General features: G+C 70.8%; 26 protein-coding genes and 1 tRNA gene. 8 read left to right on the top strand and 19 right to left on the bottom strand.

From position 1 onward, the window contains the following. Positions 1–155 precede the first annotated feature (155 nt). Positions 156–236: transfer RNA gene (locus G555_RS0100685), tRNA-Leu, on the bottom strand. A 70-nt stretch (positions 237–306) separates the two neighbouring features. On the opposite strand from G555_RS0100685, the gene G555_RS0100680 reads away from it, so the two are divergent. Both G555_RS0100680 and G555_RS0100675 read left to right on the top strand, forming a co-directional pair. Further along, positions 307–642, top strand: coding sequence for a hypothetical protein (locus G555_RS0100680; RefSeq protein WP_156887359.1), 336 nt, complete (start codon positions 307–309; stop codon positions 640–642). Positions 643–767: 125 nt separating this feature from the next. Beyond that, complete coding sequence (locus G555_RS0100675) at positions 768–1,781, top strand: hypothetical protein (protein WP_156887358.1); 1,014 nt, start codon at positions 768–770, stop codon at positions 1,779–1,781. A 123-nt stretch (positions 1,782–1,904) separates the two neighbouring features. Here the strand turns inward: G555_RS0100675 and G555_RS0100670 are convergent, their stop codons facing one another. The 5 genes from G555_RS0100670 to murI are packed head-to-tail and all read right to left on the bottom strand — an operon-like array spanning position 1,905 to position 5,420. Further along, positions 1,905–2,384: a dihydrofolate reductase gene (locus G555_RS0100670; RefSeq protein ID WP_028707389.1), complete on the bottom strand. Its 480-nt coding sequence runs from the start codon at positions 2,382–2,384 to the stop codon at positions 1,905–1,907. Positions 2,385–2,398: 14 nt separating this feature from the next. Then, entirely contained in the window at positions 2,399–3,193 is a 795-nt protein-coding gene (locus G555_RS0100665) for a thymidylate synthase (RefSeq protein ID WP_028707388.1), read from the bottom strand. After that, positions 3,190–3,804 (bottom strand): RdgB/HAM1 family non-canonical purine NTP pyrophosphatase, encoded by a 615-nt coding sequence (gene rdgB / locus G555_RS0100660; RefSeq protein WP_028707387.1) that lies wholly within the window; start codon positions 3,802–3,804, stop codon positions 3,190–3,192. Before rdgB ends, G555_RS0100665 begins: the two co-directional genes overlap by 4 nt. Then, positions 3,801–4,535 (bottom strand): ribonuclease PH, encoded by a 735-nt coding sequence (gene rph, locus G555_RS0100655; protein ID WP_245581152.1) that lies wholly within the window; start codon positions 4,533–4,535, stop codon positions 3,801–3,803. The genes rdgB and rph overlap by 4 nt, the downstream gene beginning before the upstream one ends. A 54-nt stretch (positions 4,536–4,589) precedes the next feature. Beyond that, on the bottom strand, positions 4,590–5,420 hold the full coding sequence (murI, locus tag G555_RS16995) for a glutamate racemase (RefSeq protein WP_036920540.1): 831 nt from the start codon (positions 5,418–5,420) through the stop codon (positions 4,590–4,592). A 29-nt stretch (positions 5,421–5,449) separates the two neighbouring features. Here murI and G555_RS22090 point away from each other — a divergent pair, with 29 nt between their 5' ends. Beyond that, positions 5,450–5,617 carry a hypothetical protein gene (locus G555_RS22090; RefSeq protein WP_156887356.1) on the top strand — a complete coding sequence of 56 codons (168 nt, stop codon included), beginning with the start codon at positions 5,450–5,452 and terminating at the stop codon, positions 5,615–5,617. A gap of 29 nt (positions 5,618–5,646) precedes the next feature. Here G555_RS22090 and G555_RS16990 read toward each other — a convergent pair whose 3' ends face one another. Further along, positions 5,647–6,195: a DUF2017 family protein gene (locus G555_RS16990; RefSeq protein WP_051208029.1), complete on the bottom strand. Its 549-nt coding sequence runs from the start codon at positions 6,193–6,195 to the stop codon at positions 5,647–5,649. After that, a complete protein-coding gene (gene clpS / locus G555_RS0100635) occupies positions 6,192–6,503 on the bottom strand; it encodes an ATP-dependent Clp protease adapter ClpS (protein ID WP_028707385.1) in 312 nt (103 codons plus the stop codon). Before clpS ends, G555_RS16990 begins: the two co-directional genes overlap by 4 nt. A gap of 35 nt (positions 6,504–6,538) precedes the next feature. Between clpS and G555_RS0100630 the strand changes: the two genes are divergently transcribed. Both G555_RS0100630 and G555_RS0100625 read left to right on the top strand, forming a co-directional pair. Next, positions 6,539–7,897 carry a nicotinate phosphoribosyltransferase gene (locus G555_RS0100630; protein WP_028707384.1) on the top strand — a complete coding sequence of 453 codons (1,359 nt, stop codon included), beginning with the start codon at positions 6,539–6,541 and terminating at the stop codon, positions 7,895–7,897. After that, positions 7,894–8,475: an isochorismatase family protein gene (locus G555_RS0100625; RefSeq protein WP_028707383.1), complete on the top strand. Its 582-nt coding sequence runs from the start codon at positions 7,894–7,896 to the stop codon at positions 8,473–8,475. The genes G555_RS0100630 and G555_RS0100625 overlap by 4 nt, the downstream gene beginning before the upstream one ends. Positions 8,476–8,622: 147 nt before the next feature. Here G555_RS0100625 and malQ read toward each other — a convergent pair whose 3' ends face one another. Both malQ and G555_RS0100615 read right to left on the bottom strand, forming a co-directional pair. Further along, entirely contained in the window at positions 8,623–10,836 is a 2,214-nt protein-coding gene (gene malQ / locus G555_RS16985) for a 4-alpha-glucanotransferase (protein WP_084634472.1), read from the bottom strand. Between the two features lie 34 nt (positions 10,837–10,870). Continuing rightward, positions 10,871–11,353 carry a MarR family winged helix-turn-helix transcriptional regulator gene (locus tag G555_RS0100615; protein ID WP_051208106.1) on the bottom strand — a complete coding sequence of 161 codons (483 nt, stop codon included), beginning with the start codon at positions 11,351–11,353 and terminating at the stop codon, positions 10,871–10,873. Positions 11,354–11,518: 165 nt separating this feature from the next. On the opposite strand from G555_RS0100615, the gene G555_RS0100610 reads away from it, so the two are divergent. Next, a complete protein-coding gene (locus tag G555_RS0100610; protein WP_028707381.1) occupies positions 11,519–12,706 on the top strand; it encodes a serine/threonine-protein kinase in 1,188 nt (395 codons plus the stop codon). Between the two features lie 6 nt (positions 12,707–12,712). Here the strand turns inward: G555_RS0100610 and G555_RS16980 are convergent, their stop codons facing one another. The 3 genes from G555_RS16980 to G555_RS0100595 all read right to left on the bottom strand — a co-directional run bounded on the left by G555_RS16980 (position 12,713) and on the right by G555_RS0100595 (position 15,456). Beyond that, on the bottom strand, positions 12,713–14,080 hold the full coding sequence (locus G555_RS16980) for an MFS transporter (RefSeq protein WP_169337838.1): 1,368 nt from the start codon (positions 14,078–14,080) through the stop codon (positions 12,713–12,715). 77 nt (positions 14,081–14,157) lie between these two features. Beyond that, on the bottom strand, positions 14,158–14,430 hold the full coding sequence (locus G555_RS0100600) for a DUF3039 domain-containing protein (protein WP_036920488.1): 273 nt from the start codon (positions 14,428–14,430) through the stop codon (positions 14,158–14,160). 27 nt (positions 14,431–14,457) lie between these two features. Next, positions 14,458–15,456, bottom strand: coding sequence for a stage II sporulation protein M (locus G555_RS0100595; protein WP_028707379.1), 999 nt, complete (start codon positions 15,454–15,456; stop codon positions 14,458–14,460). An 88-nt stretch (positions 15,457–15,544) separates the two neighbouring features. On the opposite strand from G555_RS0100595, the gene G555_RS0100590 reads away from it, so the two are divergent. Both G555_RS0100590 and G555_RS0100585 read left to right on the top strand, forming a co-directional pair. Beyond that, positions 15,545–16,333 (top strand): RDD family protein, encoded by a 789-nt coding sequence (locus G555_RS0100590; RefSeq protein ID WP_028707378.1) that lies wholly within the window; start codon positions 15,545–15,547, stop codon positions 16,331–16,333. Between the two features lie 4 nt (positions 16,334–16,337). Then, entirely contained in the window at positions 16,338–16,847 is a 510-nt protein-coding gene (locus G555_RS0100585; RefSeq protein WP_036920485.1) for a SixA phosphatase family protein, read from the top strand. A 99-nt stretch (positions 16,848–16,946) separates the two neighbouring features. On the opposite strand, the gene ahcY is transcribed toward G555_RS0100585, so the two are convergent. The 6 genes from ahcY to G555_RS0100555 are packed head-to-tail and all read right to left on the bottom strand — an operon-like array spanning position 16,947 to position 22,412. Then, complete coding sequence (gene ahcY / locus G555_RS0100580; RefSeq protein WP_028707376.1) at positions 16,947–18,401, bottom strand: adenosylhomocysteinase; 1,455 nt, start codon at positions 18,399–18,401, stop codon at positions 16,947–16,949. After that, a complete protein-coding gene (gene aroQ / locus G555_RS16975; RefSeq protein ID WP_051208023.1) occupies positions 18,398–18,877 on the bottom strand; it encodes a type II 3-dehydroquinate dehydratase in 480 nt (159 codons plus the stop codon). Before aroQ ends, ahcY begins: the two co-directional genes overlap by 4 nt. A 1-nt stretch (position 18,878) precedes the next feature. Further along, on the bottom strand, positions 18,879–19,844 hold the full coding sequence (locus G555_RS0100570; protein ID WP_028707375.1) for a cation diffusion facilitator family transporter: 966 nt from the start codon (positions 19,842–19,844) through the stop codon (positions 18,879–18,881). Next, positions 19,841–20,866 carry an SIS domain-containing protein gene (locus G555_RS0100565; RefSeq protein WP_028707374.1) on the bottom strand — a complete coding sequence of 342 codons (1,026 nt, stop codon included), beginning with the start codon at positions 20,864–20,866 and terminating at the stop codon, positions 19,841–19,843. Before G555_RS0100565 ends, G555_RS0100570 begins: the two co-directional genes overlap by 4 nt. 3 nt (positions 20,867–20,869) lie before the next feature. Continuing rightward, entirely contained in the window at positions 20,870–21,061 is a 192-nt protein-coding gene (locus tag G555_RS0100560; RefSeq protein WP_028707373.1) for a Trm112 family protein, read from the bottom strand. Continuing rightward, positions 21,051–22,412: a phosphohexomutase domain-containing protein gene (locus G555_RS0100555; RefSeq protein WP_028707372.1), complete on the bottom strand. Its 1,362-nt coding sequence runs from the start codon at positions 22,410–22,412 to the stop codon at positions 21,051–21,053. Before G555_RS0100555 ends, G555_RS0100560 begins: the two co-directional genes overlap by 11 nt.

Here is a 22,412-nt window from a genome sequence, read left to right as displayed (position 1 = left end):
TCAGATAATCAAGGCCGGAGGGTCCCCCGTTCGAGGGCGATGCCTGGGCGAGGGTGCCGGCGCATCCCCGGCGAGAGAGTCGTGGAGGGTCTCGAGGCCGGAACCTCGGCCGACGCCACCGGCTCGGCCCGCCGCGTCGCGCACGGGAGAAGACGTGCCGGAGAAGGGACTTGAACCCTCACGCCTTGCGGCACAGGAACCTAAATCCTGCGTGTCTGCCATTCCACCACTCCGGCTTCCGGCCTCAGTGTACGGAACCGGCGCGGGCACTCCCCGCCGCACCCCGCGCGGCCCTATCCTGCGGGCATGAAGGTGCTCAAGATCATCCTCCTCGCCGTCGGCCTCATCGGGCTCATCATCGCCGGTTCCCTGCTGTTCATGACCGTGATGATCGACATCAAGGTCATCTGGGAGATCGCGACCCGCTACGGCACGACCTCCGGTCTGAAGGACCCGCGTCAGACGGTGCTCGTCATCGCGGCACTCGCCGCAGGCGCCGGCCTGGCGCTCGGCGTGGGCCTGAGCCTGCCGACCCGCTTCGCGCCGTCGCAGAAGAAGCTGGACGAGCTCGTCGAGGCTCGCATCCAGGAACGGCTCGCGGAACCCGCACCGGCACCCGCCCCCGAGGCGGACGAGGCCTGACCGACGCGTCATCGCTCGGGCGCGGCCGAACCGAGCCTGAGGAGGCTCACAGCCGATGATCAGGGACTTTCTAGCCGGGTGACTAGAATGGAGTGCTGAACAACGGCAAGGAATCGAACGAGATCTTGAGCGATACCAGCACGGACGACACGGAACCCACAGAGAAGACCCCCCGCATCTCGGTACCCCAGGTCACGGCCGGTGCGATGGCCGCCGCCACGGCCGCGATCCTCGGCTCCCAGCTCGGCGTGGCCGGCACGGTGTTCGGCGCCGCGGTCGGCAGCGTCGCCTCGGCGGTGGCCGGCACGGTCTACCAGGCCGGGATCGAGAAGACCCACCATCACATCAAGCACCTGACCGTGCTCGGAACCCGGCGGATCCGCGGCATCGAGCCGACGGAGGAGGCACGCGCCGCGACGGCACCGCTCGCCACGGACACGACGGCCGCCCAGGCCGCGGACCCGGCCGAAGCCGGCAGCATCGTCCTCGACGCGACCCCGCACGACGCCGAGGCGCTCGCCTCGACCGGCGACACGGACGCGACGGTCCTCCTGCCCACCGCCGACCCGGACGCGACGACCGTCCTGCCCATCCCGGATCCGGACGCCACCACCGTCCTGCCCGTGGACGGCACGGTGACGACGGCCGAGAAGACCCGGCCCGCCGGCACGACTCCTCCTCGTCGGCGGTGGCCGGTCCTCGTGGGCGCGTCCCTGGCGTCGGCGGCCGCCGCCTTCGCGATCTCCCTCGGAGCCATCACCGGCTTCGAGGCACTCACCGGCGAATCGCTGTCCGGCGGCCAGGGCACGTCGCTGGGGCAGATCGCGCAGGGGCGCAGGGCCGTCGCCGCCGAGCCGACCGCCACGTCGAGCTCCGGGTCGAGCGCCGAACCGACCTCCACCGAGACGGGCACGAGCGCGTCCAGCACGGAACCGGCCTCCACGTCGTCGGTCACCCCGACCCCGGCGTCCGCCACCACGACGACCTCCACCGAGGCGACGCCGACCGCGTCCGCGACACCGTCGGCCACCCGGACGACCCCCACCTCGGGGACGAGTCCCGCCGGCGTGTCCACGCAGACCAGCACCCCGGTGGCGACGGCCGCCGCGACCGTCCAGGAGTCGAAGAACAACTCCTGACGGGGTGTCGTCGCCGACGTCCGAGCCCCGCGCACCTCGCCGAGCGCTCCCGAACTGCCGGATTCCAGCGGAATTCCGCCAGTTGTGGAGCGTTCGACGCGCGAGCGCGGCGCGACGGTCGCCTCAGCGGCGGCGGCGGTACCGCACGAACGTGTAGCCCTCGCGCGCCACCGTCGCGATCTCGTCCCATTCGGACGGATTCACGCTGGGAAAGAACGCCGTCCCGCCCTCGGGCTCCTGGTCCACCAGCGTCAGGTCGAGGTCCGTGAGGCGCGGCCAGGCGGCCCGGTACACCTCCGCGCCACCGGCGACGAACACCCTCCCCGGCAAGGACTCGGCCAGCTCCAGCGCAGCGTCCAGGGACTCCACGACGCGGACGCCCGCAGGCAGCTCCGGGCGAGAACGGCTGACGACGATCGTCGTGCGGCCCGGCAGCGGAGCCCCGATGGAGTCGTACGTCTTGCGGCCCATGATGAGGATGTTCCCGATCGTCACGGCCTGGAAGCGCTCCCAGTCCTCGGGGAGGTGCCACGGGATCCGCTGCCCGACCCCGATCACGTCGTTGCGGGCCACCGCCGCGATGGCGGTCACGGTCTTGGTCATGGTCGGTGTCCGGGTCATACGGCGATGGGTGCCTTGATGCTCGGGTGAGGGTCGTAGCCGACGACCTCGAAGTCGCTGAGCTCGAACTCGTCGATCGCCGTCACCTCGGGATTGATGTGGATGCGCGGCAGCGGACGCGGCTCGCGTGTCCGTTGCAGCCTCGCCTGGTCGAGATGGTTGAGGTACAGATGCGCGTCGCCCAGCGTGTGGACGAACTCGCCGACCTCCAGGCCGCTCACCTGCGCGAGCAGGTGCGTGAGCAGGGCGTACGAGGCGATGTTGAACGGGACGCCGAGGAAGACGTCGCCCGACCGCTGGTACAACTGCACCGACAGCCGTCCCTCGGCGACGTAGCACTGCCACAACGTGTGGCAGGGCGGCAGGGCCATCTCGTCGACATCGCCGACGTTCCACGCCGACACGATGTGCCGCCGCGAGTCCGGATTGGAGCGCAACGCCTCGACGAGGCGGGCGATCTGGTCGATCGTCCGGCCGTCGGCCGTCGGCCAGGAACGCCACTGATGACCGTAGATGGGCCCGAGGTCGCCGTCCTCGTCGGCCCATTCGTCCCAGATCGTCACCTTCTGCTCGTGCAGCCACGCGAGGTTCGTGTCCCCCCGCAGGAACCACAGCAGCTCCGCGAAGATCGAGCGGGTGTGCAGCTTCTTCGTCGTCAGCAGCGGGAACCCCTCGCGGAGGTCGAACCGCATCTGGTGGCCGAAGACGCTCAGCGTGCCGGTGCCGGTGCGGTCATCGCGCCGGACGCCGTCGGCGAGGATCCGGTCGAGCAGATCGAGATAGGCCTTCACAAGGGCTCCGTGTCCATGAGCTTGCGCAGTCGCCGACCGACCGCCCGCATCGCCTTGCCGCGGTGACTGATCTCGTCCTTCACCTCGGGCTGCAGCTCGGCGTTCGTCACGTCGTACTCCTCGGCGACGAAGATCGGATCGTACCCGAAGCCGAAGCTGCCACGAGGCTCGAGGACGATGCGGCCGTTCATCGTGCCGCGCACGACCTCCTCGCGGCCGTCCGGCATCACGACGGCGATCACAGCGACGAAGCGGGCCGTCCGCTGCGTCTCCTCGGTGTCGGCGAGCTGGCGCACGAGCAGGGCGGTGTTCTCCTCGTCGGTGGCGTCCACACCCGCCCAGCGGGACGACCGGACGCCCGGCATGTTGTTCAGGAGATCGACCTCCAGACCGGAGTCGTCGGCCAGGGACGGCAGGCCGGTCGCATGCATGGCCGCCCGGGCCTTCAGCAGGGCGTTGCCCTCGAAGCTGCGCCGGTTCTCGGGCGGCACCTCGTACGGCGGGACATCGGCGAGGCCGAGCACCTCGACCTCGAGACCGCCGTTCTTGAACAAGCGGCGGAGCTCGACGAGCTTGTGGTCGTTGTTCGTCGCAAGAACGATCTGTTTCATCTCTGCAGGGACTCCTGTTGGACTCGACTCACCTGTTCGCACCCGGCCGCCCCCAGATCGAGAAGCCGATCCAGGAGCGCTCGCTCGAAGGGCTGGCCCTCGGCCGTCCCTTGAACCTCGATGAACCGGCCGTCCCCGGCGAGGACGACGTTCAGGTCCACGTCGGCGGTCGAATCCTCCTCGTAGCACAGGTCGAGGAGGCACTCACCGCCGACGACGCCGACGGAGACGGCGGAGACCGAACCGGTGAGCGGCTCCGCGACGAGCGCCCCCCTGTCCCGCAGCCACGACACCGCGTCCGCGAGTGCCACGTAGGCCCCCGTGATGGACGCCGTCCGCGTTCCCCCGTCGGCCTGCAGCACGTCGCAGTCCAACACGATGGTGTTCTCCCCGAGCGCCCGGTAGTCGATGATCGCGCGCAGGGACCGCCCCACCAGGCGGCTGATCTCGTGGGTACGCCCGCCGACGCGTCCCTTGGTCGACTCCCGCTGCGAGCGCTCGTTCGTGGCGCGCGGCAGCATCGCATACTCGGCCGTCACCCAGCCGAGCCCGGAGCCCTTGCGCCACCGGGGAACTCCCTCGGTGACGCTGGCGGCGACGAGCACCCGCGTCCGTCCGAACTCGACGAGGACAGAGCCCTCTGCATGGTCCAGCCAGTGGCGCGTGATGCGCACGGGACGAAGATCGTCCGGGCGCCTTCCGTCGATGCGGGTGCCATTCACGGAGCCCACCCTAGCGACCCGACGCGCGATCGACAGGCAACGCCGGGCAGCCCGTCGCCGGGTTCATACCGCGTACACCTGGGTGCTGTCGGTGACGAAATTCCCGAGCAGGCGGTGCGCGATGCCGGAGAACCGCTCGGGGTTGCCCGTGGTGAGGAATGTGCGCGCCGCGTCCCGGGGACGGTCGTGGAGCAGCCCGTGGTCGGTGAGGACGCCGAACGTCTCCTTCGCGCACTCGTCGGCCGAGGACACCAAGGTGACCTTCTCGCCCATGACGTAGGTCAGGAGCCCCGCGAGCAGGGGGTAGTGCGTACAGCCGAGGATCAGCGTGTCGATATCGGCACGCTGGAGCGGCGCGAGGTAGTCGCGGGCCACGTTCAGCAACTCGGGACCGCCCGTGACGCCCGCCTCGACGAACTCCACGAACAGCGGACACGCCGAGGTGTGCAAGGTGACGCCGGGGACGGCCGCCAGGGCATCGTCGTAGGAGCGGGAGGTGGCGGTCGCCGCGGTGCAGATGACGCCGACGCGACCGTTCTTCGTCACCCGGACGGCGCGGCGGGCGGCCGGCAGGATGACTTCGGTGACCGGCACGTCATACCGCTCACGGGCGTCCCGCAACACCGCCGAGCTCGCCGAGTTGCATGCGATGACGAGGGCCTTCACGTCGTGCGCCATGAGGTGGTCGAGGCACTCGATCGCATACTCGCGGACCTCGTTGAGGGGCTTCGGCCCGTACGGCGCCCGAGCGGTGTCCCCGAGGTAGACGATGTCCTCGTTGGGCATCAGGTCGAAGATCGAGCGGGCCACGGTGAGCCCCCCGAAGCCGGAGTCGAACACACCGATCGGCGCATTCACGTCATTCACAACCACCGACAATAGGGCCTGAGGCATCATGGAACCCAACTCAGCGAAGGAGCGCGATGCCGATCCCACCACTGGAGCCCACCAACCTCATGCGGCAGGCCCTGCTGGCGTGGGAGCGTGCGCTGCGCAGGGGTCAGGGAGCCAGAGCGAGGCGCCCCAAGGAGCAGGCACCGGTCGACCCCGCCTCCACCCGCGACACCGAACGGCCGCCGCAGATCTGGTGACCTGACGCCGGGGACGGCGGAGCGACCCCTCAGGAGACGGACCGCAGCAGACTCTCCATCACCGACCCCAGCCACTCGAAGATCTCGTATCCGAACGCGTCGGGGTGGTCCTCGGGCAGAAGGTCGAGACGCTCCAACGATGCCTCGTCGACGATCTCGAGCCGGGCGGCGAGCGCGAGATGAAGCGCCGAGAGCGCCCGCAGCCATGCCACGACCTCATCGGCGTACACCTGGAGCGGCAGGGTTCCGTCCTCGGTGCCGGCCAGGCCCCCGGTCACGATGGCGAGGTCGTGGGCGAGCTGTGTCCGCTGCTCGTACTCGGTGAAGCGCGCGAAGTCGGCGCTCGCCTCGGCGTCGTCGGGGTAGGCGGAGGGGAACAACCGGCCCACGAGCGGGTCCGACCGGTCCAGTCGCTCCGTTTCGGCCTCGTGCTGCATCGCCGCCAGCGGGTCGCCCTCCGGCGCGGCACCGACGCCGACGATCTCGTCGAGTTGACCGAGGAGCGAGAACAGCAGCTCGACCTCGAACGAGGTCAGCTCGGTGACGTACATGTCACCGACGCGGTTGAACACCTTCATTCGCCCCGACTCACCGTCGCCTGGAGACCGTAGGAGTGCATGGCGGCCACGTCTCGCTCCACCTCCTCGCGGGTCCCGCTCGACACGACGGCCTTCCCCTCCTTGTGGACCTTCAGCATGAGCCGCTCGGCCTGCGCCGGCGGGTAGCGGAAGTAGGTGACGAACACGTACGTGACATAGGACATGAGCGTCACCGGGTCGTCCCACACGATGGTCGCCCAGGGGTGCTGCCCGATCTCCTGCTCGTCCGCACGCTCGAGGAGACCCGTGCCGGGCTCGGCGTGCTCGGTGCCGTGTGTCTCACTCATGCGCCCATCATGTCACTGCGGCCTAGGCTGGCGTCATGAGCCTTGCGCTTGGCGCGACGACCGCGCTGCTGACCGACCACTACGAGCTGACCATGGTGAGGGCGGCACTGCGGTCCGGCACGGCATTCCGTCACAGCATCTTCGAACTCTTCGGCCGACGGCTGCCGACCGGCCGCCGGTACGGGGTCGTCGGCGGCGTCGGGCGCGCACTGGACGCCGTGGAGGCGTTCCGGTTCGGCGAACCCGAACTCGACTTCCTCGTCACCCACGACGTCGTGGACGACGACACGGCCCACTGGCTGTCGTCCTACCGGTTCACGGGCAGCATCTGGGGATACCCCGAGGGCGAGGTGTACTTCCCCGGGTCCCCGCTGCTCATCGTCGAGGGGTCGTTCGCCGAGGCCGTCGTCCTCGAGACCGTCCTGCTGTCGATCTACAACTACGACTCGGCCGTCACCTCGGCGGCCTCGCGGATGACCCTCATGGCCGGAGACCGGCCCTGCATCGAGATGGGTTCGCGCCGGATCAGCGAGGGTGCCGCGGTGGCGGCCGCACGGGCGGCCTATATCGCGGGCTTCGTCGCGACCTCCAACCTGGAGGCGGGCCGCACGCACGGCATCCCGACCACAGGGACCGCCGCACACGCCTTCACACTCCTCCACGACACCGAGTCGGACGCCTTCGCCGCCCAGCTTGCCGCACTCGGCGAGGACACCACCCTGCTCGTGGACACCTTCGACGTCGAGCAGGCGGTGCGGCTCGGCGTCGAGCTCACCGGCGGCCGCCTCGGTGCGATCCGCATCGACTCCGGCGACCTCGCCGAGGCCGCCCGGGACGTCCGGCGGCTGCTCGACTCCCTGGGTGCGACACACACCAGGATCATCGTGACCAGCGATCTGGACGAGTGGCAGATCGCCGCCCTGCGCGGCGCGCCGGTCGACGGGTTCGGCGTCGGGACGTCCCTCGTGACGGGTTCCGGGGCGCCCACCTGCGCCCTGGTGTACAAGCTGGTCGCCCGGGCGACCTCCGACGACCCGGACGCCGAGCTCGTGCCCGTGGCCAAGAAGAGCGCGTCCAAGGCATCCATCGGCGGGCGGAAGTTCGCCGTCCGTCGTTTCGACGAGCGCGGGCGCGCCGAGGCCGAGGTCGTCGGCATCGGCGCCGCACCCGACAGCGACCACAACGACCGGCCGCTTCTCGTCCCACTGATGACCGACGGGACCGTCGTGGGCCGCGAGCCCCTGGCGGCGGCACGGGAGCGCCACGTCCGCTCCCGTTCCGAGTTGCCCGTATCCGCTGGCAAGATGTCACGCGGCGAACCGGCCATCCCGACCGTGCTGCTCGACGAGCACGGCCGACCGACCAACAATCCCTACGTTGTGAGCGAATCATGAACACCGCACTCATCGTCGTCGATGTGCAGAACGACTTCTGCGAAGGAGGCTCGCTGGCGGTCGCCGGCGGCGCGTCCGTCGCGGCCCGCATCGGCGAACTCCTGCGCAGCGATCACGGGTACGCCCTGGTCGTCGCGACTCGCGACCACCACATCGACCCGGGCTCGCACTTCTCGGATTCTCCCGACTATGTCGACTCCTGGCCGCCGCACTGCGTCGTCGGCACGCCCGGCGCCGACCTGCACCCCGGCCTCGGCGATCCCGTCTTCGCGGCGATCTTCGACAAGGGCGAGTACACCGCCGCCTATTCGGGCTTCGAGGGATCCCACCGCGGCAAGCCGCTCGTGGAGTACCTGCGCGAGGAGGGCATCCGCGCCGTCGACGTGTGCGGGATCGCGACCGACTACTGCGTGAAGGCGACCGCTCTGTCCGCGGCCTGTTACGGCTTCGCGACCACCGTCCTCGCCGATCTCACCGCGGCCGTCGACCCGTCCAGGCTGGACGAGGTCTGGCTCAAGCTCGCCGGCAAGGGCGTCGCGGTCCAGTCCGCGTCGGGTCCGGCAGCCGAGGCCGACTGAGCGCCCGGCCCGTCGCCCCATCGGGGACGCGCCGAACGCTCCCAAACCCCCGGATTCCGCCGGTTTTCCGGCAGTTCCGGAGCGCTCGGCACCGTCGGGCGCGAGGAACGGAGCGCTCGGCACCGTCGGCGTAGCGTGCCGTCCGGTCTAGCCGAACAGACCCCAGATCGGCTTGCGGCTCTTCTTCTTCCGCTTCGCCTCCGGCACGAACGGACGAAACGGCTGCGGCACGTTCCGAAAACGGTTCATCAGGGCCGACATCCGCATCGGACGCTCGGCGAGGAACAGATCCTCCAACAGCAACGGCTCCCCACCGGGACCGCCGAGCGGCACGCGCCAGTTCGGGTACTCGTCGACGGTGCCCGGCTGGTTCTGGGTGCGCCGCTCCCCCACCGCGTCGGTGAGCGCCACGCACAGGACCCGGGCGGGTGTCATGTGCAGATACCGGTGCAGCGCGAGCACCAGGTTCTCCGTCGGATCGAGGGCGTCGTCGCCCGGCAGCAGACCCAACTGCGCGAGCTTGTCGATCCACCGCTGCAGATCGGCCCGAGCGATCTCGAGCTCGTGGTCGAGGCTCTCGGTCAGCAGGCCCAGCTCCGAGCGGAGGCGGACATGGTCCAGAGCCAGATACCCGGCCGTCGGCGGAAGGTCGTGGGTCGTCACCGACGCCATGCAGTAGTCGCGCCATGCCCCGGGATCACGCGGCCCGGCGGCGTCCTCCTCGAACCACAGGATCGACGTGCCGAGAATTCCCCGATCCCGCAGGTAGTCGCGGACCCACGGCTCGACGGTGCCCAGATCCTCCCCCACGACGAGCGCGCCCGTCCGGTACGCCTCCAGCACGAGGATGCCCACCATCGCCTCGTGGTTGAAGCGGACATAGGTCCCCTCGTGGGGCTTGGCTCCCTCGGGCACCCACCAGAGCCGGAACAGGCCCATCACGTGGTCGACGCGCAGCCCACCGGCATGGCGCAGGATGCCGGACACCATGGTCCGGAACGGCGCGTACGACAACTCCTCCAGCCGGTCGGGCCGCCACGGCATCTGACCCCAGTCCTGGCCGAACTGGTTGAACGGATCCGGCGGCGCGCCGACGCTCACGCCCGGCGCGAACACATCGGGGAACGACCATGCCTCGGCCGAGTCGGGCGACACGCCGACGGCGAGGTCGTGGACGATGCCGATCGCCATGCCGGTGTCGCGCGCCGAACTCTGCGCCCGGCGCAGTTGCTGATCGGCGATCCACTGCATCCAGATGTAGAAATCGACCTCGTCGGCGTGCTCGGCCGCCCAGGCCGACACGGCCGGGGACGACGGCCGCTGCAACTCCGCCGGCCAGCCCCGCCACTGCGGCCCGTACTCGGTCGCCAGGGCGCACCACGTGGCGAACTGCGTGAGCCCGCGCCCCTCGCGACGGGCGAACTCCTGCTTGGCCATCTGGCTGGCCGGAGGCAGGCCCGCCTCGTACACGATGCGCAGCGCCTCGAGCTTCGCCGACAGGATCGGGTCGCGCTGGATGAGCGGGCTGCCGGTCAGGCGCCGGTGCAGGGCGTCCTTGATCCGGCGGATCTCGCGCCGGTCCTCCTCGCTGAGCAGCGCGTACTCCATGATCGCCTCGACACGGATGTACAGCGGGTTGACATAGCGCCGGCTGGTCGGCAGGTACGGCGACGGCTCGGTCGGAGGCTCGGGCTGCGCCGCATGCAGCGGATTGATGAGGAGGTAGTCCGCGTTCTGCTGCGTCGCCGACCACACCGCGAGGTCGCGCAGATCGCGCAGATCGCCGATCTCCCACGAGTTCTGGCCGTGGACGCTGTAGAGCTGCAGGCCGTATCCCCAGACGCGACGATCGCCGAGCTGCGGGGGCAGGCCCAGGAAATGCGGGCTGACGAGCAGCGTCGTCTCAGCGGTCACCGCTTCTGCAGTCGCCTGGATCCGGTGGTAGCCCAGCGGCAGGTTGTCGGGCAGCCAGTAGCTCATCCGCGCCTTCAGGACGCCGTCGACCTCGCGATCCGGATCCCAGTTGTCGGCCTGGGAGAGCTGCCACTCGCCGCCGTCCTCCAGCCGCACCGACACGACCGTCGACAGGGCGCTGCCCACGGGCACATGAACGTCGACCGTCCGGCCGCGTCCCTGTTCCATCACGACGAAACTCGGCAGCATCCGTGTCCAGGGGCGCGCCTCGAAGGCGGCCAGCGCCTCCCGTGCGGCCTCGGGCGTGGACGCGTCGACGTCCATCGCTGCCAGTGCCGCCACGATCGTCCCCCGAGGAACCTCGACCCGGCGACCTTTCCAGTCCCAGAACTCGGTGTCGATGCGATACGCCCGAGCAAGCTCGGCGACAGCCTCGTCCAGTGACATGACGCCTCCAGTCCGGTGAGTGCGTGACGCCACTCTAGCGAGGGTCCGGACCTGCTCCTTCGAAGCCATCCAGGAGTGTCTGGAGGTGTCGGGCAAGGTCCTCCCGGGACGGCTCGTCCATCGCGTCCAGCAACCCTCGCTCGTAGGCGACGAGCCCGGCGATCGCCGCGTCCACGGCCTGCCGCCCCGACTCGGTGAGCCGGACCCGGACGGCCCGCCCGTCGGCGGCGTCCCGGAAGCGATCGACGTAGCCGCGTCCGACCAGCCGGTCGATCCGGTTGGTCATCGTGCCGCTCGTCACCAGCGTCTGCTCCACGAGCACCCCCGGGGACAGCTCGTAGGGTGCGCCCGCACGACGCAACGCCGAGAGGACGTCGAACTCCCACTCCTCCAACCCGTGCCCGCCGAACGCGGACCGGCGGGCCAGCTCGAGGTGCCGCGCGAGCCGCGTCAGACGCGAGAACACGGCCAGCGGGGCGACATCGAGGCCGGGCAACTCGGTGCGCCAGGCGGACATGATCCGGTCGACCTCACTCAATCCCACGACCCCATCCTCGCCGATCGACCGGGACGCGTCGCCGGCGTCCACGCCCTCGTCGCACACGTCACATCCCAACCCCGTGGTCTGTCCATCGGATCCGGTGCGGCAATTCCCGCCTCCTTGGGGGACACTAGGAGGGTCATGGTGAAGATCGGACGTTATCGACTGGGGCAGCGGCTCGGCGCCGGCTCTTTCGCGACCGTGTGGCGCGGGCACGACGACGACCTCGACGTCGACGTCGCCGTGAAGGTCCTGGCCGAGAACTGGGCGTCCAACGACGACGTCCGGAACAGGTTCCTCGCCGAGGCGCGGCTGCTGCGCAAGATCCAGGACGAACGCATCGTCCGCGTCTACGACATCGGCACCGCCGAGGACGGCCGCCCCTACTTCGTGATGGACTTCGCCAACGGCGGCTCGCTGGAAGACCTGCGCCGCAATCTCGTCGCACCCGGTCGCGCGCTGCGGCTGTGCGCCGAGGCGGCGCGGGCGCTGGAGGTGCTGCACCGCAACGGGGTCATCCACCGCGACGTCACCCCCGGAAACATCCTCCTCACCCATGAGGGCGCCGAGACCCGGGTCCTGCTCGCCGATCTCGGCGTCGCCAAGAAGATGGTCGGCCAGCAGGGTGCGACGATGACGGCGGGCACACCGGCATACATGGCGCTCGAACAGGCGACCGGTGTCGGCGCCCTCGACCAGCGGGCCGACATCTACTCGATCGCGGCCGTCGCCTACGCACTTCTCACCGGCCGGCCGCCGTTCCCGGTGCGGACGCTGCCGGACCTGCTCGCACGAAACCCGAACGTCGACCCGACGCCCATCGCCGACACCATCGGTGCGCCGCCCATGCTCGACCAGCTCTTCGCGGCCGCGCTGTCGCCGCAGCCGGGCCGGCGGCCGCAGACCGCCGAGGTCGTCGCGACCGCGTTCGATCAGATCGCCGACCTGCTGCCCGGCGGGGAGACCTACACCCCGCGCCCGCTGCCGCCGGCCGGGGGCGCGGGGCCGGCCCAGCAGTCCCCCGCCTACACCGTCGGCCTCGGCGGTCCGGGCAGCACACCGCCCTCGCCGTCCGTCGGCAGCGGCGTCCAGGCCCCCGCCGAGGCGGCCTACCCCAGCCCCGTCGCGATGGTCGGCAGCTACGGGCCCATCGCGACGCCCGCCGAGACCCCGGCATCGCTGCTGCAGAGCTACCTCGGGCCCGACTCGTCCTATGCGCCCGCGAAGGCGAAGGAACGGCACACCGGGACGTTCTACCTGCTGCTGGCGATCGGAGCGGTGCTGGCGTTCGTGCTGACCCTCCTCGCGACGATCGCCCTCTTCGGCTGAGGTCGTTCAGGCGGGCGCCGACGCCTCGTTGGCCAGCGGCCCCAGACGCATCGTCAGGATCACCAGCGCCAGCCCGACACCGGCCATTGCGCCGATGACGGCGCCGAACGTCGAGCTCACGGGCCATGACGCGTGGACGGCGGCGAAGATCGTGCCCGCCAGACCCGAGAAGAGACTGTTGCCGAGCGCCTCGCCGACCTGCAGCGACGAGTTGTTCCGGCCCTGCTCGGCATCGCCGGACAACTGGATCGTCGTCAGCGTCGTCACGGGCACGATCAGTCCCATGCCCAGCCCGCAGCACGTCCAGGCGAGCGCCATGACCACGAGCGGAACGGTCGCGAGGTAGGCCCCGAGAGCCATGGCGCACACGCCGCCGCAGAGCACCACGCCGCCGAGCTGCAGCAGCCGGTCGCGACGCAGCGTGATCCACGGCCGGGCCTGGAGCCACGATCCGATCGTCCACCCGACCGAGCCGACGGTGAGCGCGGTGCCGGCCGCGAGCGTGTCCAGTCCGCGCGTCTCGGTCAGCATCAGCGGCGTGAACGACTCCGCGCCGAAGAACGCGCCGGCGGCCAGCAGCCGGACGCCGATCACCGTCCACAGATCCCGACCGGACCCGTGCCGGCGCGGCATGAGCCGCGGCAGTGAGACCGCCAGCAGGACGACCGCCACGGCGAGGGAGGCGAGCGACGCCAGTTCGAGGTGCTGCCCGGCGAGCTGGATGCCGGCCGCGCCCAGCGCGACGGCCGCCGCGGCCCACACGGGAACAGGACGCACCGCCGGGTCGGGGGCCGCGGGAGAGAGCGAGCGGCCCAGCCGCAGGACGGGGCGGGCCGAGACGATTCCTGCGATCACGACGCCCGGAACCACCGCCCGGAACACCCACTGCCAGCCGAAGTGGGTGGCCAGCCACGCCCCGATGGCGGGCGCGAAGAACGCGGGCAACACCCAGCACGCCGACATCCAGGTCATGATCCGCGCCCGTGCGACCGGCGCGTACAGGCGGGCGACGAGCACCATCGCAGCGAGGTTGAGCGTGCCCGCGCCGAGCCCCTGCACGAACCGTCCCACCAGGAGAACGCTCATACTGGGCGCATAGCCGCCCGCGAGCAGGCCCACGACGAACAGCACCAGCCCGCCGGCCAGCGGGTACCCGGGGCCGAAGCGATCGGCGAGCCGACCCGCGGCGACGGTCGCGAACATCATCCCGATGATGAAGAGCGTGAACGCCCACGCGTAGTAGTCGAGGCCGCCGAGCTCCTTCGCGACGACCGGCATGACCGTGTACACGGCCAGCGACTCGAACGCGATGGCGAGGACGCAGACGAGCAGGCTGATCGTCAGCGCCCGTGACGGGCCGGAGCGTTCGGACACGCCCGCCAGCCCATCAGGTTCGGACGGACGGGGCAACTCGATATCCGACGACCGCCCGATGAGCGGTCGCCGGCGCGTCACTCGTCGCCCGAATCGTCCCCGCCGGGCTTGAGGCCCTCCCAGACCCGCCGGCAGTCGGGGCACACGGGGAACCTGTCGGGATTGCGGCTCGGGATCCACACCTTGCCGCACAGCGCGATCACCGGCGTCCCCATGACCATCGCCTCGGTCAGCTTCGCCTTCTCGACGTAGTGGGAGAAACGATCGTGATCACCCTCCTCGACGCGAGGGTCGAGACGCTCCTCGGTGCGTTCGTCCGCGAGCGTTCGGATGCGGGGTTCTGCGGTCATGGCCACAGTCTAGGTGCGCCCCGCCCCTCAGGCCGCCTCGGTCGGGGCATCGAACCCGGCGGACCCCGCGTCGACATCGCCCGTCTCGCCGCCGCGGGTCGCGAGCCGCCCGAGGATGAGGACGTACGCCAGGAAGGCCAGCCAGACGGCGGCGCCGATCGCCAGCCGCGCCGCGGCCGGCAGACGGGACGGCGTGAGAAACGCCTCGAGGACGCCGCTCACCGCCAGAGCGCAGGCGAGCCCGACCGCGATCGCCCCGACCCGGCGTCCCTGTTCGGCGAGCGCCCGTGCCCGTGTCCGCGGGCCCGGCGACACGACGGCCCAGGCCAGGGACAGACCGGCCGCGGCGGCGATGAACAGGCAGGTGAGCTCCAGCAGCCCGTGCGGCAGGATCAGTCCGTAGAAGACGTCGGCCCGGCCGTTGCCCACCATGAGCCCGCCCACGATGCCGAGGTTCTGCATGTTGCTCCACCACGCCAGCGCCAGCGGGTACACCGCGATCCCCGTGATCATGAAGGTGGCGGCGACGACGGAGTTGTTCAGCCACACCTGGGCCGCGAAATCGCCCGCGGGATTCTCGCTGTAGTACGCGGCGAAGTCGTGGTCGAGGAGCGACTGCAGAGCCTCGGGCGAGATGAGCGTCTGCTCCAGGCCCGGGACGGTGACGACCCGGTATCCGATGCCGAAGGCCGTCAGGACGCTGACCGCGGCGATGGCGATCCACGCCCAGCGCAGCCGGTACACGGCCGCCGGGAACGTGGCGGTGAAGAAGTACGCGACCGCGGCCATGAGCGGCACCGACGTGCCGGTGACGACGGCGCGCGCGTTGGTGACGAGCGTCGAGAGGCGGGCCTCCAGCGTGGGGTCGTACGTGGAACCCCTGATGACGGCGAGATGCGTGGCCGTGCGCTGATACAGATCGACGATCTCGTCCGCTTCGGCGCCCGTGGGACGCTGCCGCTTCACCAGGCGGTCGAGCCGGTTCCAGGTGTCGCGGTGCTCCAGTACGTAGGCGTCCACATCCACGGGGCCAGCCTATCGACGGCCGGGGCGGTTCGTGGACCTGGGGCCCGCGCGCTGCGGGGCGGCACCCGAGGCGGTTAGGCTGGCCGCTGTGAGCCAGATCGTGACGGGGGACGCCGTCCTGCTCGACCTGCGTCCGGCGCGGATCCCCACCCGCATCCTCGCCGATCTCGTCGACATCTCCGCGATTCTCCTGCTCACCTGGGGCTGGAACACGCTGACGACGTCCTTCGGCGGCTCGGCCGCGGCCCAGCAGGCCGTCGCCCTCGCCGGGTACATCATCATCTCGTTCGGGTACCTGATCGGCTTCGAGACCCTCACGCGCGGACGAACCCCCGGCGCGTACGTCGTCGGGCTGCAGGCCGTCCGCGACGACGGCGGCACGATCCGCTTCCGGCACGCGCTGATGCGCGGGCTGGCGTTCTGGCTCGTCGACTACTCCCTGTACACCGGGTTCCTGCTGGGCACGATCGTGTCGATCCTCCAGCCCGACGGGAAACGGATCGGCGACGTCCTCGCCGGGACGCTGGTGATCCGCGTGCGCGCACCCCGCGCGGCGGGCGCCCTGCCGGAGATCCCGCCTCACCTCGTCGAGTGGGCCGCGACGCTGGAGATGAGCCGTGTCACCGACGAGCAGTTCGCGGCGGCCCGGACCGCCCTGCAGCGCGACCGGCTGATGCGCAAGAGCTTCCGGACGGCGCTCCTCGGGCGTCTTGCCTACGAGGTGTCGCGACGCACCGCGCCGCTGCCCCCGCCCGGTGTCCCGCCGGAGGACTTCCTCGCCGCCGTGTGCGGGGAGAACCGGCGCCGCGCCGGGCTCAGAGTGCAGGCCTCGCGGGCGGTTCCGTCCGCGGGTGAACTCCCCGTGGGATGGAGGTGACGCGGTGGAGCGTCTGCTGACCGTCATGCGTCACGCGAAGTCGTCGTGGTCCACGGGAGAGGACGACATCGAGCGTCCTCTCGCCTCCCGCGGGCGGCGTGACGCGGCCGCCGCCGCGCGCTGGCTGACCGGCGCCGGGCTCGCCTTCGACCTCGTGTACTGCTCGGGGGCGATCAGGGCTCGGCAGACGTGGGGCCGGCTCGCCGACGGCGGCGTCCAGGCCGTGCGGGTGGAGTACGCCGACGACATCTACCACGGCGGCGCCGGCACCCTGTTCGAGCTGCTGCGGGAGGTGCCGGCCGAGACGCGTCGCGTCCTCGTGGTCGGGCACCAGCCCACCGTCGAGATGTTCTGCCGCACAGCGGTCGGGCCCACGACCGGCCGGGGAGGCGCCGACGGCTTCGCGCAGGGCTTCCGCACCAGTGCTCTGGCCGTGCTCGGCCTCACCGGAGGCTGGTCCGACCTCGCCCCGGGCTCGGCGCGGCTCGTGACGTTCCAGACGCCGCGCGGCTGACCGCCCGTTCGACGTCCCGCAGGTGCGCCGAACGCTCCCGAATGCGCGGAAACGCGCCCGAAACCGGCACTTTGAGAGCGCTCGGCGAGCGCGCGCCGGTCAGTAGCGGTAGTAGTCGCTCTTGAACGGGCCCTCCACGGGCACACCCAGATAGGCGGCCTGTTCCGCGGTCAGGGTCGTGACACGCGCACCCAGGTGGTCGAGGTGCAGTCGTGCCACCTCCTCGTCCAGCGCCTTCGGCAGGGTGTGGACGCCGACCGGGTACTCCGCCGTGCGGGTGAACAGCTCGATCTGTGCGAGAACCTGGTTGGTGAAGGAGGTGCTCATCACGAAGCTCGGATGCCCCGTGGCATTGCCCAGGTTCAGCAGCCGTCCCTCGCTCAGCACGACGACCGTGTGCCCGTCGGCGAACGTCCACAGGTCCACCTGCGGCTTCACCGGCGTGCGGCTCACGTCGGAGCGCGACTCCAGGCCGGCCATGTCGATCTCGTTGTCGAAGTGGCCGATGTTGCCGACGATCGCGAGATCCTTCATGCGTGCCATGTGATCGGCGGTGACGACGTTCAGGCACCCGGTCGCCGTGATGACGATATCGGCCTCGGGCAGGACGTCGTCGAGGACGGCGACACGGTAGCCGTCCATCGCGGCCTGCAGCGCGCAGATCGGATCGACCTCGGTGACGACGACCTTCGCCCCCTGCCCGCTGAGTGCCTCGGCACAGCCCTTTCCGACGTCCCCGTACCCGCAGACGACCGCGGTCTTGCCGCCGATGAGGACGTCGGTGGCGCGGTTGATGCCGTCGATCAGCGAGTGCCGGATGCCGTATCTGTTGTCGAACTTGGACTTCGTCACCGAGTCGTTGACGTTGATGGCGGGGAACAGCAGCGATCCCGAGCGCTCCCGCTCGTACAGCCGGTGGACGCCCGTGGTGGTCTCCTCGGTCACCCCGCGGATTCCCGCGGCCAGCGCCGGCCAGTCGACGCGCCGTTCGGCGATGCTGCGACGCAGCGTGTCGAGGATGACGCGGTACTCGGCCGAGTCGTCCGCCGTCTCATCCGGCACGGCACCGTCCTGGGCGAAGCGGGCGCCGAGATGGACGAGCAGGGTCGCGTCCCCGCCGTCGTCCAGGATCATGTTCGGCGCGCCGTCGGGCCACGTCATGATCTGCTCCGCACACCACCAGTACTCGGCGAGGGTCTCGCCCTTCCAGGCGAAGACGGGCACTCCGCGCGGCTCCGCGGGCGTGCCCGTGCCGACGACGATCGCGGCGGCGGCCTCGTCCTGGGTGGAGAAGATGTTGCAGGACGCCCAGCGCACCTGTGCCCCGAGCGCCACCAGCGTCTCGATGAGGACCGCGGTCTGGACCGTCATGTGGAGCGAGCCGGCGATGCGGGCACCCCGGAGCGGCTGCGTCGCGGCGTACCGCTCCCGCATCGCCATCAGGCCGGGCATCTCCTTCTCGGCCAGCACCAACTGCTGGCGTCCGGCCGCGGCCAGGCCCAGGTCGGCGACCCGGAAATCGGCGGCGGTCAGGGTGGCTGTCGTGCCGCTCATGCGCGCGTTCCCTCCTCGGCTCCCCCGGTCGCGGCGGCGTCCGCGGAGATCCCCGTTGCGGCGATGTGAGCCAGCGCCAGGTCGTACCCGGCGAGGCCCAGCCCGGCGATGACGCCCAGTGCGTACGGCGACACGACCGAGTGGCGCCGGAAGTCCTCACGGGCGTGGACGTTGCTGATGTGCACCTCGATCACGACCGGGACCTGCGCGACGGCGTCGGCGATGGCGATCGAATAGTGCGTCCAGGCGGCGGGATTCAGCACCACCGGCACGGCTTCGTCCGCCGCCTCGTGCAGCCACGACAGCATCTCGGCCTCGGAGTCGGTCTGCCGCACGTCGACGGCGAGACCGAGGCCTTCACCGGTGCCGACCAGATGGCGGGCGAGGTCGTCGTGGGTCGCATGCCCGTAGATGGCCGGCTCGCGCTTGCCCAGCCGTCCGAGATTGGGGCCGTTGAGGACCAGTACCTTCTGCATCTCAGGACTCCTCACCCGTTGGCGCCGCATCGGCACCGTGCCAGATGTCCGGTTCTATGTACAGGGCCGTCACCATGGGATCGACCGCCCGGATCGCGGCCTCGGCGGTGTTGATGACCTCGGCGACCCTGTCCGCCGACGCCGTCGGCTCGACGGCGATCTTCGCGGCCACCATCACCTCGTCGGGCCCCAGGTGGAGCGTCTTCATGTGGATCACGCGCTGGACGCCGTCCGAGGCCGTCAGCGCGGCTTCGATCCGGCGCACCGCCTCGGGGGTCGCCGACTCGCCGACCAGCAGGCTCTTCGTCTCGACCGCCAGCACCCCTGCCACGGTGATGAGCAGGACGCCGATGAGGGCCGTGCCCGCGACGTCCCAGAGCCCGTTGTGCGTCAGGAGCGTCAGGCCGACGCCGAGGAGGGCGAACACCAGGCCGAGCAGCGCGGCCGTGTCCTCCAGCAGCACGACCGGGAGCTCGGGCTGCCGCGACGTGCGGATGAAACGGAACCACGTCTGCTTCCCCTTCGCCCCGCTCGACTCGTGGATGGCGGTGCGCAGGGACAGTCCCTCGGCGACCATCGCCCCGACGAGGACCACGAGCGGCACCCACCACCACGGACCTTCGAGCAGTTCGTTCGGATGGCCCGAGACGACCTCCTCGTACTTGTGGAACGCCTCGTAGAGAGCGAACAGCCCACCCAGGCTGAACAGGATGATGGCGACGAGGAATGCGGCCACGTACCGCTCCCGTCCGAACCCGAACGGGTGCTCCTCGGTCGCCGCCTTCCGGGCGCTCCGTCCGCCCCGCAGGAGCAGAAGCTGGTTGCTGGTGTCGGCGACGGAGTGGATGCCCTCGGCGAGCATCGAACTCGCGCCGGTGAGCAGCCACGCGGTGAACTTCATGACCGCGATGGCCGCGTTCGCCGTCATGGCCGCCACGACGGCCTTCGTGCCTCCGGATGCGCTCACGGGCGCCGATTATGCCAGGTCGGGCCACCGGCATCACGCCCCAGACCGACCCGCAGATACGTCGCGGCGAACAGGCCCTCCTGCAGCATCGTCGCGTAGCGCTCGACCGCGGAGTTCTCGGATCGGGCGATGCGGCTGACGCGGACGTCGCGCGCCTCGGCGGCGTCGAGCAGCGTCTCCACATGGACGCTCGGCTCGGCGAGCCCGTCGTCGAGGAAGAGCAGGACCGGTGCCGTGTCGGTGTGCTCCTCGAACGGATCGGCGAACAGGTCGCGGGCAGGAGTGCCCTCGACCACCGGCAGCAACTCGCGCGCGTCGGCCGCGAGGGCGACCCGGCCGCCGGCGGAACGCAGCCCCTCGGCGACGCGGCGCGCCGCCCGCGCCGAGAGCACCGAGGTCCCGAACACGAGCGGGAGGGCGTCGGCGAGCTCGGATGCCAGCACCTTCGCAGGGTTGGAGACGAGATCGGCGTGCACCGAGCACGCCTCGGCGACGCCGTCCAGCGCGTCGGCGATCGACTGGACGTGGACGAACGGCGCCAGCCCCACGCCGTGCAGCGCGGACAGCATCACGATCGCCATGGCCAGCGGGTCGGCCGTCGTCGCCGGGAGCAGCGTCGAGCGGGCGTCGATCAGCTCGCCGCCGGGCGCGCCGGGCGGACACGACAGGATGACCTGGCACCCGCGGCGCACCGCCTCGACGAGGCTCGGGACGAGCCTGCTCTCGGCACCGAGGACGACGACGATGTCCAGGGGCCCGACCCACCCGGGAAGCGTGGGCTCCTGCCAGGCCACGAACGGCACGGGGCAGCCCGGCTCGAGCACGGCCCGCAGGAATCGCGCCTCGGTGCCCAGCGCCAGCACGGCGCGGGGCCGGTCCCGCTCGGTCAGCGCCGCGATCGGCCCCTGGGCGGCCTCGGCCTCGATCCGCAGCCGCGCGCCGGCCGATGCCAGATCGCGCAGCCGTGCGTCGACCATGGTCAGCGCGACCGGATCGTCCAGGCGTCCGTCGTCGAAGTCCATGGGTCAGGTTGCCGTGCCGGGGCGTCGGGCCTCGTCCACGAGCAGGATCGGGATGTCGTCGCGGATGGGATAGGCGAGGCCGCACGTCCCGGACAGGCAGACCAGCTCGTACCTGTCGTAGTCGACGGCCAGCTTCGCGTGGCAGTTCGGGCACGCGAGGATCGCCAGCAGTTCGGACAGCGACTCAGGCGACATCGGTGCCTCCCCGGATGATCGCGAGCGTCTCGTCGCGCAGTGCCTGCATGTGGGCGGCCGTGCGCGCCTCGACGTTCAGCCGCAGCAGCGGCTCGGTGTTGGACGGTCGGACGTTCACCCACCAGTCGGGCCCCGAGATCGTCAGCCCGTCGGACCAGTCCGCCTCGCCGCGGCCGGCGAAGGCCAGCCCGACCGCGTCCATGACGGCGCGTGCGTCGGCGACCTCCGAGTTGATCTCACCGGACGCCGCGTAGGAGGAGTACTCGGCGACGAGCTCCGACAGCGGCCGTTCGGAGCGTCCGGCGATGGCGAGCACGTGGAGCGCCGCGAGCATGCCCGTGTCGGCTCCCCAGAAGTCCCGGAAGTAGTAGTGCGCCGAGTGTTCGCCGCCGAAGACCGCGTCGTGGCCGGCCATCAGGGCCTTCACGTACGTGTGGCCGACGCGGGACACGACGGTGGTGCCACCGGCCGCCGACACCACCTCGGCGACCGACCGCGACGTGATGGTGTTGATGACGATGGTGCCGCCCGGCTCGCGCCGCAGCTCCTGGCTCGCGATGAGCGCCGTGACGATCGACGGGCTCACCACCTCGCCGCGCTCGTCGATGATGAAGCACCGGTCGGCGTCGCCGTCGAAGACGAGGGCGAGATCGGCCGCGTGCTCCCGCACGGCAGCCTGGGCGTCCAGCAGGTTCTCGGGCACCAGCGGGTTCGGCGGGTGGTTCGGGAAACTGCCGTCGAGCTCCATGAAGAGACCGACGATGTCGATGCCGAGGGGCCCGAGGACAGCCGGGGTGGTGTACCCGGCCATGCCGTTGCCGGCGTCCACGACGACGCGCAGCCGGCGGATCCCGGAGAGGTCGACCAGCCCGTGGAGGTACGCGGCGTAGGCGCCGAGCAGATCCTGCTCGGTGCGCGTGCCCGGCTCGTCGACCGGCGGGAACACCGTGCGGCACGCCGCGGTGAGTTCGAGGAGCGCATCGGGAGTGACCGGCGCGGCGAAGGGCAGGCAGAACTTGATGCCGTTGTACGTCGCGGGGTTGTGACTCGCCGAGAACTGGACGCCGTGGATCCCGAGATGCCCCGAGGCGAACCACAGTTCGTCGGTGCTGGCCAGGCCGATGTCGACCACGCTCGCGCCCTGGGATCGGGCGCCGTCGGCGAACGCCGCGGACATCTGCGGCCCGCTCACCCGCATGTCCCGGCTCATCACGAAGCGCTTGCCCTGCAGCCCGAACACGTGCACGTAGGCCGCACCGATGGCGAAGGCACCGTCCTCGTCCCACTGCGGCTCGGCCCCACCGACGACACCGCGAATGTCGTTGGCCTTGAAGATGTCGTCGTTAATCAT

Source organism: Propionicicella superfundia DSM 22317 (genome assembly GCF_000423465.1).
GTDB classification, from domain to species: domain Bacteria; phylum Actinomycetota; class Actinomycetes; order Propionibacteriales; family Propionibacteriaceae; genus Propionicicella; species Propionicicella superfundia.
This window is presented reverse-complemented; position numbering and strand designations above follow the sequence as displayed.

Bases quoted from the DNA above. Each gene is read 5' to 3' on its own strand.
- G555_RS0100680 (WP_156887359.1), top strand. From the start codon at position 307: ATGAAGGTGCTCAAGATCATCCTCCTCGCCGTCGGCCTCATCGGGCTC.
- G555_RS0100670 (WP_028707389.1), bottom strand. From the start codon at position 2,384: ATGACCAAGACCGTGACCGCCATCGCGGCGGTGGCCCGCAACGACGTG.
- rdgB (WP_028707387.1), bottom strand. From the start codon at position 3,804: ATGAAACAGATCGTTCTTGCGACGAACAACGACCACAAGCTCGTCGAG.
- murI (WP_036920540.1), bottom strand. From the start codon at position 5,420: ATGCCTCAGGCCCTATTGTCGGTGGTTGTGAATGACGTGAATGCGCCG.
- G555_RS22090 (WP_156887356.1), top strand. From the start codon at position 5,450: ATGCCGATCCCACCACTGGAGCCCACCAACCTCATGCGGCAGGCCCTG.
- G555_RS16990 (WP_051208029.1), bottom strand. From the start codon at position 6,195: ATGAAGGTGTTCAACCGCGTCGGTGACATGTACGTCACCGAGCTGACC.
- clpS (WP_028707385.1), bottom strand. From the start codon at position 6,503: ATGAGTGAGACACACGGCACCGAGCACGCCGAGCCCGGCACGGGTCTC.
- G555_RS0100630 (WP_028707384.1), top strand. From the start codon at position 6,539: ATGAGCCTTGCGCTTGGCGCGACGACCGCGCTGCTGACCGACCACTAC.
- G555_RS0100625 (WP_028707383.1), top strand. From the start codon at position 7,894: ATGAACACCGCACTCATCGTCGTCGATGTGCAGAACGACTTCTGCGAA.
- malQ (WP_084634472.1), bottom strand. From the start codon at position 10,836: ATGTCACTGGACGAGGCTGTCGCCGAGCTTGCTCGGGCGTATCGCATC.
- G555_RS0100615 (WP_051208106.1), bottom strand. From the start codon at position 11,353: ATGTCCGCCTGGCGCACCGAGTTGCCCGGCCTCGATGTCGCCCCGCTG.
- G555_RS0100610 (WP_028707381.1), top strand. From the start codon at position 11,519: ATGGTGAAGATCGGACGTTATCGACTGGGGCAGCGGCTCGGCGCCGGC.
- G555_RS0100600 (WP_036920488.1), bottom strand. From the start codon at position 14,430: ATGACCGCAGAACCCCGCATCCGAACGCTCGCGGACGAACGCACCGAG.
- ahcY (WP_028707376.1), bottom strand. From the start codon at position 18,401: ATGAGCGGCACGACAGCCACCCTGACCGCCGCCGATTTCCGGGTCGCC.
- aroQ (WP_051208023.1), bottom strand. From the start codon at position 18,877: ATGCAGAAGGTACTGGTCCTCAACGGCCCCAATCTCGGACGGCTGGGC.
- G555_RS0100565 (WP_028707374.1), bottom strand. From the start codon at position 20,866: ATGGACTTCGACGACGGACGCCTGGACGATCCGGTCGCGCTGACCATG.
- G555_RS0100560 (WP_028707373.1), bottom strand. From the start codon at position 21,061: ATGTCGCCTGAGTCGCTGTCCGAACTGCTGGCGATCCTCGCGTGCCCG.
- G555_RS0100555 (WP_028707372.1), bottom strand. From the start codon at position 22,412: ATGATTAACGACGACATCTTCAAGGCCAACGACATTCGCGGTGTCGTC.